At 68.4% G+C, this 13,254-nt stretch carries 13 protein-coding genes; 7 read left to right on the top strand and 6 right to left on the bottom strand.

Annotated elements, in window-relative coordinates; genetic code table 11:
* Window positions 1-58: 58 nt before the first annotated feature.
* Window positions 59-1,180, bottom strand: a complete 1,122-nt coding sequence (gene tal / locus BOSE125_RS06070) for a transaldolase (protein WP_159550940.1) — start codon at window positions 1,178-1,180, stop codon at window positions 59-61.
* 60 nt (window positions 1,181-1,240) lie between these two features.
* A complete protein-coding gene (tkt, locus tag BOSE125_RS06075) occupies window positions 1,241-3,376 on the bottom strand; it encodes a transketolase (RefSeq protein ID WP_236558148.1) in 2,136 nt (711 codons plus the stop codon).
* 253 nt (window positions 3,377-3,629) lie between these two features.
* Between tkt and BOSE125_RS06080 the strand changes: the two genes are divergently transcribed.
* A complete protein-coding gene (locus BOSE125_RS06080) occupies window positions 3,630-4,619 on the top strand; it encodes a heme o synthase (RefSeq protein ID WP_159550944.1) in 990 nt (329 codons plus the stop codon).
* Window positions 4,620-4,663: 44 nt separating this feature from the next.
* Here the strand turns inward: BOSE125_RS06080 and BOSE125_RS06085 are convergent, their stop codons facing one another.
* The 4 genes from BOSE125_RS06085 to BOSE125_RS06100 form a co-directional block, all read right to left on the bottom strand.
* The gene (locus tag BOSE125_RS06085; RefSeq protein WP_159550946.1) at window positions 4,664-4,963 is read right to left on the bottom strand and encodes a hypothetical protein; all 300 of its coding nucleotides are present in this window, start codon (window positions 4,961-4,963) and stop codon (window positions 4,664-4,666) included.
* Between the two features lie 140 nt (window positions 4,964-5,103).
* The gene (locus tag BOSE125_RS06090; RefSeq protein ID WP_159550948.1) at window positions 5,104-6,138 is read right to left on the bottom strand and encodes a heme A synthase; all 1,035 of its coding nucleotides are present in this window, start codon (window positions 6,136-6,138) and stop codon (window positions 5,104-5,106) included.
* 46 nt (window positions 6,139-6,184) lie between these two features.
* Window positions 6,185-7,003 (bottom strand): ABC transporter permease, encoded by an 819-nt coding sequence (locus tag BOSE125_RS06095; RefSeq protein WP_371300572.1) that lies wholly within the window; start codon window positions 7,001-7,003, stop codon window positions 6,185-6,187.
* Window positions 7,000-7,941, bottom strand: coding sequence for an ABC transporter ATP-binding protein (locus BOSE125_RS06100; RefSeq protein WP_159550950.1), 942 nt, complete (start codon window positions 7,939-7,941; stop codon window positions 7,000-7,002). Before BOSE125_RS06100 ends, BOSE125_RS06095 begins: the two co-directional genes overlap by 4 nt.
* A gap of 122 nt (window positions 7,942-8,063) precedes the next feature.
* Between BOSE125_RS06100 and BOSE125_RS06105 the strand changes: the two genes are divergently transcribed.
* The 6 genes from BOSE125_RS06105 (at window position 8,064) to BOSE125_RS06130 (ending at window position 13,221) form a co-directional block, all read left to right on the top strand.
* Complete coding sequence (locus BOSE125_RS06105; RefSeq protein ID WP_159550952.1) at window positions 8,064-8,804, top strand: metalloregulator ArsR/SmtB family transcription factor; 741 nt, start codon at window positions 8,064-8,066, stop codon at window positions 8,802-8,804.
* A 122-nt stretch (window positions 8,805-8,926) separates the two neighbouring features.
* On the top strand, window positions 8,927-10,387 hold the full coding sequence (sufB, locus tag BOSE125_RS06110) for a Fe-S cluster assembly protein SufB (RefSeq protein WP_159550954.1): 1,461 nt from the start codon (window positions 8,927-8,929) through the stop codon (window positions 10,385-10,387).
* Window positions 10,388-10,473: 86 nt separating this feature from the next.
* Window positions 10,474-11,706, top strand: coding sequence for a Fe-S cluster assembly protein SufD (gene sufD / locus BOSE125_RS06115; RefSeq protein WP_159554788.1), 1,233 nt, complete (start codon window positions 10,474-10,476; stop codon window positions 11,704-11,706).
* Window positions 11,706-12,050 carry a non-heme iron oxygenase ferredoxin subunit gene (locus tag BOSE125_RS06120; protein WP_159550956.1) on the top strand — a complete coding sequence of 115 codons (345 nt, stop codon included), beginning with the start codon at window positions 11,706-11,708 and terminating at the stop codon, window positions 12,048-12,050. Before sufD ends, BOSE125_RS06120 begins: the two co-directional genes overlap by 1 nt.
* Window positions 12,051-12,118: 68 nt before the next feature.
* Window positions 12,119-12,883, top strand: a complete 765-nt coding sequence (sufC, locus tag BOSE125_RS06125; RefSeq protein WP_159550958.1) for a Fe-S cluster assembly ATPase SufC — start codon at window positions 12,119-12,121, stop codon at window positions 12,881-12,883.
* A gap of 11 nt (window positions 12,884-12,894) precedes the next feature.
* Window positions 12,895-13,221 carry a metal-sulfur cluster assembly factor gene (locus BOSE125_RS06130; protein WP_159550960.1) on the top strand — a complete coding sequence of 109 codons (327 nt, stop codon included), beginning with the start codon at window positions 12,895-12,897 and terminating at the stop codon, window positions 13,219-13,221.
* Window positions 13,222-13,254 lie beyond the last annotated feature (33 nt).

Genomic DNA, 13,254 nt, shown 5'->3' on the forward strand with positions numbered 1-13,254 from the left:
CGTGCGGGGAGGGATTCAGGGAATGGTCAAGCGGTGACCGAGCGGCGATCAGCGGCCGTCAGTGGGCTGCGGAGTCCTTGAGCGCGGCGCGCACGGTCTCCAGCAGTTCGTTCCAGCTGGTCACGAACTTCTCCACGCCCTCCGCTTCGAGGACGGCCACCACGTCGTTGTAGTCGACGCCGGCATGGGCGATCGCGTCCAGCACGCGGTCCGCTTCCTCGTAGCAGTCCGTGATGGTGTCCCCGGTGACCTCGCCGTGGTCGGCCAGAGCCTCCAGCGTCTTCTCCGGCATGGTGTTGACCGTTCCCGGCGCCACCAGGCCGGTCACGTAGAGCGTGTCCGGCAACGCCGGGTCCTTGGTTCCCGTGGAAGCCCAGAGTGGACGCTGCGGGCGGGCACCGGCCGCCTCCAGGACGCGCCAGCGCTCCGTGTCCAGGGTCTCGGTGAAGATGCGGTAGGCGAGTCGGGCATTGGCGAGGCCCGCCTGCCCCGTGAGCTCGCCGGTCCCCTCGGCCGTGGACTCGGCGAGGCGGCGGTCCACCTCGGAGTCCACGCGGGAGACGAAGAAACTCGCGACGGAGTGCAGGGTGGACAGGTCGATCCCGGCGGCATGCGCCTGCTCCAGGCCCAGCAGCCAGGCGTTGAGCACCTCGCGGTAGCGGGTCAGCGAGAAGATCAGGGTCACGTTGACGCTCAGTCCCTGGGCGAGGGTCGCCGTGATGGCCGGCAGACCCTCTTCCGTGGCGGGGATCTTGATCAGCACGTTGGGCCGGTCCACGGCCTGGGCCAGCTTGCCGGCTTCGGCGACGGTCTTCTCGGCGTCCCGGGCAGACCGGGGATCCACCTCGATGGACACCCTGCCGTCCACCCCGTCGGACGCCTGGTAGACCGGCGTGAAGAGGTCACAGGCGGCCTGGACGTCCCGAGTGGTGAGCTCGAAGACGGCCTGGTCCAGGTCCGCGCCCTCGGCGGACAACTGCGCCAACTGTTCGGCGTAGGCCTCCCCGTTCTTCAGGGCCGCGGCGAAGATCGAGGGATTGGTGGTCACGCCGGTGACGGTCCGCGTCTCCATCAGCTCGGCGAGGTTGCCCGTGGCGATCCGCTCACGGGACAGATCGTCGAGCCAGATGGACACACCGGCCTCGGCCAGTGCACGGGTGTTCGGGTTCTGTTCGGTCATCGTGTGCTCCGTACGTCTGGGGGGTGCTTTGCGTGGCGGTGGTGACCGGCCGGTGCCGGGTCAGCGACCGAGCAGGTCCCGAGCGGCGGCAGCCACGGCCTCGGCCGTGATGCCGTACTCGCGGAACAGCGTCTGGAAATCTGCCGAGGCGCCGTAGTGCTCCAGCGAGACCTGGGCACCGCGGACCCCGGTGTACTTGGCCCAGCCCTGCGCTATCCCGGCCTCGACGGACACCCGGACGGCGCCGTTGTCCGGTAGCACGGAGGCGCGGTAGGACTCGTCCTGGGCGTCGAACCACTCGAGGCTGGGGGCGGACACCACCCGGGTCGGCACGCCTCCGGACTGAAGCTGGTCCCGTGCGGCCACCGCGAGCTGCACCTCGGAACCGGTCCCGATCAGGATCGCCTGGGGCTCGACAGCCGCGCCCGAGTCATCGATGGCGTCCAGCAGCACATAGGCGCCGCGGGCTGTGCCCTCCGCACCGGCGAAGCCCTGCTCGTCCCGCGGGAAGACCGGCAGGTTCTGGCGGGAGAGCACGATGCCCGCGGGGCCGTCGGTCTTCTCCAGGATGGTCTTCCAGGCCCAGGACACCTCATTGGCGTCGGCCGGGCGGACGACTGCCAATCCCGGGATGGCACGCAGCGAGGCGAGTTGCTCCACCGGCTGGTGGGTGGGACCGTCCTCGCCGAGGCCGATCGAGTCGTGGGTCCAGACGTAGATGGCCGGGGTGCCCATCAATGCGCCGATGCGGATCGCGGGGCGCTGATAGTCAGAGAAGATCAGGAAGGTCCCCATGTAGGCCCGCAGCAGTGAACCGAGCGAGATGCCGTTCACGATCGAGCCGGCGGCGTGCTCGCGGATGCCGAAGTGCAGGGTGCGGCCATAGGGGCCGCCCTTCCAGGTGGCGGTCTGCCGGCTGGCGGGAATGAACGAGGGCTCGCCGTCCATGGTGGTGTTGTTGGAGCCGGCCAGGTCGGCAGACCCGCCCCACAGCTCCGGCATGACCGGGGCCAGGGCGGACAGGACCTTGCCGGAGGCGGCACGGGTGGCCATCCCCTTGGCACCGCCCGCGAAGCTGGCGTCGAAGTCCGCCTCGAAGGCGGGGAACGCCTCGGCGAAGTCCTCGGGCAGTTCGCCCGCCGTGAGGCGGTCGAACAGCCGGGCACGCTCCTCGTTGGCGCCGCGCCACGCGGCGTAGGACTCCTCCCAGGTGGCGCGGTAGGCCTTCGAGCGTTCGCCGACGCTGCGAGCGTGGGCCAGCACGCCGTCGTCGACGGCGAAGTGCTCCTCCGGGTCGAAGCCCAGGACCGTCTTCAGCCCGGCCAGCTCCTCGCCGCCGAGCTTGGAGCCGTGGATGGCGCCCGTGTCCTGCTTGCCGGGGGAGGGCCAGCCGATCACGGTGCGGAGCTTGATGAGAGAAGGCTTGGCGGTCTGTGCCTTGGCCTCGGCCAAAGCTGTGTAGAGCTGTTCCGTGTCCTCCACGTAGTCCCCGGTGGCGAGCCAGTCGACGGTCTGGACATGCCAGCCGTAGGCCTCATACCGGGCGGCCACGTCCTCGCTGAACGCCACGTCCGTGTCGTCCTCGATGGAGATCTCGTTGTCGTCGTAGATGACCACGAGGTTGCCGAGTTCCTGGTGGCCTGCCAGGGAGGAGGCCTCGGAGGTGACACCCTCCTGGAGGTCGCCGTCGGAGGCGATGACGAAGACGTGGTGGTCGAAGGGGCTTGACCCGAGGGCGGCGTCCGGGTCCAGCAGGCCGCGCAACCGGCGCTGGGCGAAGGCGAAGCCGACGGCGGAGGCCAGACCCTGGCCCAGGGGACCGGTGGTGATCTCCACGCCGTCCGTGTGCCCGTACTCGGGGTGGCCCGGGGTCTTGGAACCCCAGGTGCGCAGGGACTGGAGGTCCTCGACTTCCAGCCCGGCGCCGGCGGCGAACAGCTGCAGGTACAGGGTCAGGGAGGAGTGACCGGCCGAGAGGATGAATCGATCGCGTCCGGCCCAGGTGGCGTCCGCGGGGTCATGGTGCATGACGTTCTGGAACAGCTGCCAGGCGACCGGGGCGAGGGAGATGGCCGTGCCGGGGTGGCCGTGACCGGCCTTCTCCACGGCGTCTGCGGCCAGTACGCGCAGGGTGTCCACGGCCTTCCGGTCCACGGCGGAATACGTGTACTCGCGGGCGGGCTGAAGACGCTGCAGGGAGGAAGTCCCCCCGGTGGCGGATCCGGTGGATGATGCCGGGGCTGAAGTCACGAAAGCTGCTCCTGACGGGATGAAACTGGGGGCCGGTGCCGACCTGACGCCAGCTTATCCCGAATGGGGCCACGCCCTGCAGGGGGTGAACCGCCAGTGACCTGTCACGACCCGACATCGTGGGCGGGGAAAGGTACACTGGAAGGGGTGTTTCCAGCACCGATGACCACATCCCGCCCGCCTGCACCGTGAGAAGTAGATGCCCAGCACCCTTGATGCCCAGTCCGCCGCGAGCCCGGCGCCCTCCAGCGCCCGTCCGGTCCACCGGAAGATCGGGTTCAAGCGGAAGGCCGCAGCCTACGTCTCGCTCACGAAGCCGCGGGTGATGGAACTGCTCCTGGTCACCACGCTGCCGACGATGATCTTCGCGCAGAGGGGCTTCCCGGACGTGGTCACCATGATCGCCACCATGGTGGGTGGCGCACTGGCCGCCGGTTCCTCCGCGGCCTTCAACTGTTACATCGACCGGGACATCGACAAGCTGATGAACCGGACCAAGAAGCGCCCTCTGGTCACCGGCGAGGTCACGCCACGCGAGGCCCTCATCTTCGCCTGGGCCATCGGCGTGGTGTCCATCGCCATCCTCCTCTGGGGCACCAACCTGCTGGCCGCCGGCCTCGGCGTCCTGGCCATCTTCTTCTACGTGGTCGTCTACAGCCTGATCCTGAAGCGCCGCACCGAACAGAACATCGTGTGGGGCGGGATCGCCGGCTGCTTCCCGGTCCTCATCGCCTGGGCCGCTGTCCGCGAGACCGTGGAGTGGCCGGCCATCGTGCTGTTCCTCATCATCTTCCTGTGGACCCCGCCCCACTACTGGCCGCTGTCCCTGAAGTACAAGCGTGACTACCAGGCCGCGGACGTGCCGATGCTCGGGGCCGTGGCCTCGGCGCGGGTGGTCTCCAGCCAGGTCGTGCTCTACGCCTGGGCCACCGTGGCCTGCTCATTGCTGCTGGTGCCGCTGGGCTGGGCCGGGATCGTCTACACGGCCGTCGCCCTCGTGGCCGGTGGCTGGTTCGTCTACGAGTCGCACGTGCTCTACGCGGAGTCTCAGAAGCCGGAGTACAACGACAAGAAGGCGATGAAGGTCTTCCACCTCTCCATCACCTATCTCACCCTCGTCTTCGTGGCACTGGCCGTGGATCCCTTCGTGGGCAGCCCGCTCATGCCGGTACCGGGCATCCCCTCCTGACCCTCCGGCTCTGAGGGCGTCAGCTGGCCGGCTGCCGTCCGTGGTCAGTTGCCGAGAGCGACCTGACGGTTGTGGTGGCCGTTGAGGATCGCGGTGGGGATGACCGCCACCGCGAACATCAAGAGGGACCACGTGCCGATGGCATCCATCCAGGCTCTGAAGGAGAGCAGGAGCAGCAGCACGGCGACGACGCGGTACGCGTAGACCCGTCGCGGGAAATGCACCGGGCGGCCGAAGAACCACGGGATTCGATGGCCATGATTGGCCTTGCTCACCACCCAGAATGAGGCGAAGAAGACCGCCGTGCCTGCCAGCCCTGCCAGTGTTCCCCCGAGAAGCCCCATGCGCCCTACTAGACCTCGCCGGGTCCCTCCTGGTCAAGGCAGGGTTTTGTGAAGGGTGCCGTCATGAGGGTTAGGCGATTCACTGGTGATCGGGGGCCTGCGTCGAGCTGATCCCGCGCCGGCCGATCCGGACGCCCCGGTTAGGAGCGGACGACTGCTGGCCGGGTGCGGTAGGTGGAGACCTGCCGGTCCCAGACGGTGGTGACGGCCCAGACGACGAGGCCGGTGCCCAGCATGTGCAGCAGGACCACGCCGATCGGCAGTCCGGTGAAGTGCTGGATGTAGCCGACGATCCCCTGAAAGGCGATCACCGCGATGAGGGCCCAGGCCGAGATTCGTTGCCGCCTCGAGGACTGCTGGCGCAGGACCACCACGAGCAGCACGAGGGCCGCGGCCGTCATGAGGTAAACGGGGAAGGCGTGCAGGCGGGTGACCACCAATGGGTCGAAGTCATGGCGGGGGGCGTCCGCGTCACCACCGTGGGGACCGGTCCCGGTCACGATGGTCCCGAGGTACAGGACCACCCAGGCAACCACGAAGATGCCCCGGGCCAGGTTGCGGGACAGAGCGGAGGTCTGGCCGTCCACCACTGCCGCCGGGGCCACGTGCTGGTCCCCGTGGGCCTGACGGTGACGCCATTCAGCGCCGACCCGGTTCACCAGCAGGGTGGCGAAGCAGACCATCACGGAGGAGACGAGGAAGTGGAATGCCACCACCCAGGGGTTCAGCCCGGTCCAGACGGTGATGCCGCCCACCACGGCCTGCGCCGGGATGCAGGCCAGCATCCCCACCGAGATCCAGAAGATGCTCGGATGAGACTTGCGGAGGTTCCAGACCCACAGCAGCACCGCCAGGGCCGCCAGTCCCACCACGAAGGTCAGCAGGCGATTGCCGAATTCGATGACGCCGTTGATCCCCATCTCCGGGGTGTTGACCCAGGAGTCGTCGGTACAGGTGGGCCACGTCGGGCAACCGAGCCCGGAAGCCGTCAAACGCACGGCACCACCGGTGACGATGATGCCGATCTCGGTCACGAGCGAGATGACGGCGAGCACCAGGGTGCCCCGGGTGATGTCCCGTGGCGTGTATCGGCCGATGCCCGCATCGATGCGGCGCCACAGCCCGGGGCGGGTGGCGGAACCGCTCTGGGCGGTGGACTGGGTGGGGGTACTCACTGCAGGGTCCTTTGAACGAGACGGACGGGTATGGACTGTGGAACACTCAGCGCCATTTGAACCACTTCAGGGCGCCGACCGTGGCCAGGATGCCCCAGCCGGCCAGGACGAGGAGGGCGCCGACGTCGGGCATTCCGGTGCCGAAGGCGGACCGTAGACCGTCACCCAGCGCGGCCGAGGGCAGGAAGGAGGCGATGCCGGAGAACCAGCTGATGGCGGGGACCGGGAAGACGGCCCCGCCCACGGCGCCCAGCAGCACCCACAGCAGGTTGGTGAGGGCCAGGGTGGCCTCTGGCCGGGCGGTGCCCGCGATGAGGAGCCCGAGGGCGGTGAACGAGGCCGCCCCGAGGATGAGGAAGAGGACGGCCCACGGCACCCCGGCCCAGACGGGCTGCCAGCCCAGCGCGAGACCGATCCCGCCGATCACCACGACCTGGAGCAACAGGACCGCCAGGACGGCGCAGGCCTTGCCCAGGATGAGCCCGGCCGGCCCGAGGGGAGTCGTGGACAGGTAGGCCAGTACGCCGTAACGGCGGTCGAATCCAGTGGCGATGCCCTGCCCGGTGAAGGCCGAGCTGAGCACGGCGAGGGCAAGGACGCCCGGCACCGCCACGTCCACGCCGCGGACCCCGGCACTGTCCATCAGTCCGGACCAGACGACGGCGAACAGGGCCATGAGGGGTAGGACGAGTGAGATCAGCAGCTGCTCGCCGTTGCGGATCGCGGTGACGGACTCATAACGTCCCTGCGCCATGACCCGGCGGGCCAGGGAGCTGGCGTTGCCGAGCCGCGGGGAGCTGCCCTGCGGGGACACGGCCGCGGCGGTGCTGGTGGTGCTGTGAGGGGTGTTCACGGGACTGCTCACGGGGCGACCTCCAGAAAGACCTCTTCAAGGGAACGGTGCAGCAGGCGCACGTCCGTGGGCATGATGCGGTGATCGCGCCACCACCCAGCCAGGTCCGCCCAGGCGTCGGGGGTGGTCAGCCCCTCGACGCGGAACGTGCAGTCGGCCGGCGCGCTGGGGCCCTCTGACACCAGGTGGAGTCCGGACGGGAAGGCAGCCAGCGCGGCGGAGTCCAGTGGCTGCGGGACGGAGAAGTGGACCGGGGTCGGGCCCGTGCGGTCGGTGAGCTCGGCGACCGACCCGGACCGTTCGACCATGCCTTCCCGCAGGAGCACCACGTGATCGGCCAGCCGCTCGGCGTCATCGAGCAGATGGGTGGTGAGCACCACGGCCAGTCCGGCCTGCTTCAGCTCGAGGATCAGGTCGAACACCAGTTGGCGGGACACGGGGTCCAGCCCGGCGCTGGGTTCGTCCAGGAACACGACGCGCGGGCGGCCCGCGAGGGCGGCGGCCAACGCCACCCGCTGCTTCTGGCCACCGGACAGACGGCGGATGTCCCGGCCGGAGAACTCGTCGATGCCGAGGCGCTCCGTGAGGGCGGCCATGTCAGCCGGCTCCCGGTAGAGAGAGCAGATGTGGCGCAGCAACCGTGCCGGGGTGGCGGACGGTGGCAGCCCTCCGTCCTGGAGCATGACGCCGACCTGGCTGCGCAGGGCGGCCCCGGCATGCCAAGGGTCCTCGCCGAGCAGGCGGACGGTGCCGGAATCAGGACGGTCGAGCCCCTGCGCGATGGTCAGGGTGGTGGTCTTGCCGGCGCCGTTGGGGCCCAGCAGGGCGGTCACCTCTCCACTGCGGGCTCGGAAGTCCACGCCCTTGAGGATGTGGAGATCTCCCCGGCGGCTACGGACGGTCTTCTGCAGTCCCTCAAGGGACACCAGGACGGAGGGTGAGGATGGCACCCATCCATGGTACCCGCGTGGCCCCCTAGTTCTACGACCCGTAGAACTAGCGTGGCCGACACCACCCCTGGGCAAGGCAGGCCTTACTTTCGTGGTGGCGTTAATTAGGTAAACTAAGGGTTGTGTATTCCACCAGCCAGCTTGATGTGCCCACCGCGGGCCCGGTCGACGGGCAGCGCGAGAGCACCCGGGACCGGGTGCTGCAGGTTGTCCTGACCCAGGGCCCGGTCAGTGCCGCCCGCGTGGGCGAGTTGCTGGGCCTGACCGCGGCCGCCGTCCGTCGCCATCTGGACGTGCTGTCCGAGGAGGGCGCCGTCGAGGTCAAGCTCGTCTCCGGCAACCGCGGCGCCGGTCGCCCCTCGCGCCGGTACGTGGTCAGCCGCGCCGGTCAGTCCCGCCTCGGCAATGACTACCTCGAGGTCGCCGCGCAGGCCCTTCATCGGCTGAACCAGGTCGGAGGGGCGGACGCTGTCCGCTCCGTGGCCCGGGATCGCTTCGCTGCCGTCGAGGACCGCTACCGGGAGGCCATCGGCACCGCCTCTAACCTCAAGGACCGGACCGCCGCCCTGGCCCGGGTCCTGGACGAGGAGGGCTTCGCCGCCAGCGTCCGCACCGTGGGCCTGGCCGCCAACGCCGGAGGCAGGACCACCTTGAAGGCCGCTCAGATCTGTCAGGGCCACTGCCCACTCCAGGACCTGGCCGCGGACTTCCCTCAGTTCTGCGAGGAGGAGACGGAGCTCTTCGCCCGCCTGCTGGGCGTGGACGTCCGCCGATTGTCCACCCTGCCCACCGGCGGACACGTCTGCACCACCCACGTACCGCTGGGTCGGGATGCGGACCAGACAGATCCGGCGGAGCAGTGAGCCGGCCCTGAGCCGACAGTGAAGCGGCACCGCGCGAACACCGGCCCCGCCGGACTCCACGGATTCACACAGATTTACACCAGATCCAACAGACCATCAGCTCGATCACCAGAGAGGCAGCGATGACCGATCAGATCATCAAGGAGAACGCCGACCCGGGCGTGATCTCCGAGGTATTGGAGAAGAACCCGGAACTCAATGCGATTGGCGCCTACCAGTTCGGCTGGTCGGACCAGAATGACGCGGGCGCCAATGCCCGCCGCGGCATCAACGAGGACGTCGTCCGGGACATCTCGGCGAAGAAGAACGAGCCCGAGTGGATGCTCAACCTCCGCCTCAAGGGCCTGAAGTACTTCGACCGCAAGCCCATGCCGACCTGGGGCGCCGACCTCTCCGGCATCGACTTCGACAACATCAAGTACTTCGTCCGCTCCACGGAGGGCCAGGCGAAGTCCTGGGAGGACCTGCCGGAGGACATCCGCAACACCTATGAGCGCCTCGGCATCCCCGAGGCTGAGCGTGAGCGCCTGGTCTCCGGTGTGGCCGCCCAGTACGAGTCCGAGGTCGTCTACCACCAGATCCGTGAGGATCTGGAGGAGCAGGGCGTCATCTTCCTGGACACGGACACGGGCCTCAAGGAGTACCCGGAGATCTTCAAGGAGTACTTCGGCTCCATCATCCCGGTGGGGGACAACAAGTTCGCCGCGCTGAACACCGCCGCCTGGTCCGGCGGCTCCTTCGTCTACGTCCCCAAGGGCGTCCACGTGGAGATCCCGCTCCAGGCCTACTTCCGCATCAACACCGAGAACATGGGCCAGTTCGAGCGAACCCTGATCATCGCGGACGAGGACTCCTACGTCCACTACATCGAGGGCTGCACCGCCCCGATCTACAACTCGGACTCCCTGCACTCGGCCGTCGTCGAGATCGTGGTGAAGAAGAACGCCCGCGTTCGCTACACCACCATCCAGAACTGGTCCACCAACGTGTACAACCTGGTGACCAAGCGCGCGGTGGCCGAAGAGGGCGCCACCATGGAGTGGATCGACGGCAACATCGGTTCCAAGGTCACCCAGAAGTACCCGGCCGTGTACCTCACGGGTGAGCACGCCAAGGGCGAGACCCTGTCCATCGCCTTCGCCGGCGCGGACCAGCACCAGGACACCGGGTCCAAGATGGTGCACCTGGCCCCGAACACCTCCAGCTCGATCGTCTCCAAGTCCGTGGCCCGCTCGGGCGGCCGTGCCGCCTACCGCGGACTCGTCCAGGTGATGGAGGGCGCCAAGAACGCGGCGAACTCCGTGGTCTGTGACGCCCTGCTGGTGGACACGATCTCCCGCTCGGACACCTACCCGTACATCGACATCCGCGAGGATGACGCCACCCTCGGCCACGAGGCCACGGTCTCGCGCGTCTCCGAGGAACAGCTCTTCTACCTGATGAGCCGCGGCATGTCCGAGACCGAGGCCATGGCGATGATCGTGCGCGGGTTCATCGAGCCCATCGCACGTGAGCTGCCCATGGAGTACGCCCTGGAACTGAACAAGCTGATCGAATTGCAGATGGAAGGATCGGTAGGCTGAGCGTGTCACAGACCGTCAACACCACTGACAACGCCTCCCCGGAGGAAATCGACGCCGACGGCGCCGGTGTGCCCGTCATCCCCGGCATGGGTGAGGAGGGCGAGAAGCTCTCCGCCACCGTGGCCGAGGCGTCCGACGCCGGCCACGCCGCGCACAGCGTCCCGTCCGGTTCTCAGAAGCGCCCGGTCAAGCCCGGGTCCTCCCGTGCCGACCGCCTCTCCAGCTTCGAGTTGGCGGACTTCCCGGCCCTGACGGGCCGCGAGGAGGACTGGCGCTTCACGCCCCTGAACCGGCTGGCCGGCCTGCACCTGCCCGACGGCGACGACGCCCGTCTGACCGGTGCGGCACCTGCCGTCTCGGTCACCGAGCTGGACGGCGTCACGGTGGAGACCGTGGGCCGGGACGATGCCCGGCTGGGCTCCGTCCTCACGCCGGACGATCGTGTCTCGGCTGCAGCCTGGGCCTCGTTCGAGCAGGCCACCGTCGTGACCATCGGCGCCGATGTCGAGGCCACCGCCCCGGTGCGCATCGACATCACCGGAACCGGCACGGCCCCGGCCGCCCAGCACCTGCTGGTGGTCGCCGCGCCCAACTCGCGCGCCGACGTCGTGTTCCAGCACCGCGGCTCGGCCGTGGTCGCGCAGAACATCGAGTTCGATGTGCAGGAAGGGGCCGGTCTGAACGTCACGTCCCTGCAGTCCTGGGATGACGGGGCGGTGCACGTCTCCGCCCAGCAGGCCCGGATCGGCAAGGACGCCTCGTTCAAGCACGTGGCCGTGTCCTACGGCGGGTCCCTGGTCCGCCTGACCCCGACCTCGCGGTTGGCCGGTCAGGGTGGCGAGACCGAGATGTTCGGCCTCTACTTCGCGGACGCCGGCCAGCACCTGGAGCAGCGCCTGTTCGTGGACCACGCCGTGGCGAACTGCAAGTCCAACGTCCTCTACAAGGGCGCCCTGCAGGGCCAGGACGCGCACACCGTCTGGGTGGGCGACGTCTTGATCCGCAAGGAGGCCGAGGGCACCGACAGCTACGAGAAGAACCAGAACCTGGTCCTCTCGGAGGGCACCCGCGTGGACTCGGTCCCGAACCTGGAGATCGAGACGGGCCTCATCGACGGAGCCGGTCACGCTTCCTCCACGGCCCAGTTCGACGACGAGCAGCTGTTCTACCTGATGGCCCGTGGCATCGAGGAGAAGGACGCCCGCGAGCTCATCGTCCGCGGCTTCCTCCACGAGATCATCCAGAAGATCGGGATCGCCTACGTCGAGGAGTCCCTCATCGACCAGATGGATTCCGAGCTGCAGGTGGCCAGCCTCTGATGGCCGCCGGTCAGCGCGTGTGCGCCGTCGCGGAGATCGGCGCCGAGGAGGCCAAGCGGTTCACGGTCGACGGCATCGACGTCGCCGTGGTCCGGGCCTCCGACGGCTCGCTCCATGCGGTCAATGACATCTGCTCGCACGAGGAGGTGTCCCTCTCGGACGGATTCGTCGAGGGGTGCGCCCTGGAGTGCATCGGCCACGGCTCTGCCTTCGACCTGGTCACCGGCGAGCCGAACGTGCTGCCCGCCACCGCCCCGGTCGCCGTCTACGCGCTGGCCGTGGAGGACGACTCCGTGTGGGTCGACACCGCCACCGTGCTGAACAGCGCGTCACTGAACTCGTAACCAGCCCCACCAGAACTTCCGCTGAAACCTCCCGCCGGCCGACCGGCGGAACCGCAAGGAGAACACGAATGTCTACCCTGGAAATCAAGGACCTGCACGTCTCCATCGAGACCGAGACCGGCCCCAAGGAGATCCTCAAGGGCGTCAGCCTGACCATCAACACCGGCGAGACCCACGCCATCATGGGCCCCAACGGCTCCGGCAAGTCCACCCTCGCCTCGACCATCGCCGGCCACCCCCGCTACGAGGTCACCTCCGGCAGCATCACCCTGGACGGCGAGAACGTCCTCGAGATGTCCGTGGACGAGCGGGCCCGCGCCGGCCTGTTCCTGGCCATGCAGTACCCGGTCGAGATCCCGGGGGTCACCATGACCAACTTCCTGCGCACCGCCAAGACCGCCATCGACGGCGAGGCGCCGTCCCTGCGTCACTGGACCAAGGACGTCAAGGCCGCCATGGAGGGCCTGAAGATCGATCCGTCCTTCGCGGCCCGTAACGTCAACGAGGGCTTCTCCGGTGGCGAGAAGAAGCGCGTGGAGATCCTCCAGCTCGAACTCTTCAAGCCGAAGTTCGCCGTGTTGGACGAGACCGACTCCGGCCTCGACGTCGACGCCCTGCGCGTGGTCTCCGAGGGCGTCAACCGCGCCCAGGACACCGGAGCCATGGGCACCCTGCTGATCACCCACTACACCCGGATCCTGCAGTACATCAAGCCGCAGTTCGTCCACGTCTTCGTGGACGGCAAGGTCGCCGAGTCCGGCGGCGCCGAGCTGGCCGACCGCCTCGAGGCCGAGGGCTACGAGCGCTTCGAGACCGCTGCAACCGGAGCCTGAGGAGCATCCCCATGACCACTGAAGCACCCCAGACCGAACTGGATGACATCAGAGAGGCCCTGCACGAGGTCATGGACCCCGAGTTGGGCGTGAACATCGTGGACCTGGGCTTGCTCTACGGCATGCACTACGCCGAGGACGGCGCCCTGATCCTGGACATGACCCTGACCACCGCTGCGTGCCCCTTGACGGACATGATCGAGGAGCAGATCAGCAACGAGATCGGCACCATGGTGGACGAATGGCGCCTGAACTGGGTCTGGATGCCACCGTGGGGTCCCGAGCGGATCACCGACGACGGCCGTGAGCAGATGCGGGCCCTCGGCTTCAACATCTGATCCAGAGTCTGACCCGATGCGTCGGAGAATCCC

The sequence above is a fragment of the Citricoccus sp. K5 genome, from assembly GCF_902506195.1.
Taxonomy (GTDB): Bacteria; Actinomycetota; Actinomycetes; order Actinomycetales; family Micrococcaceae; genus Citricoccus.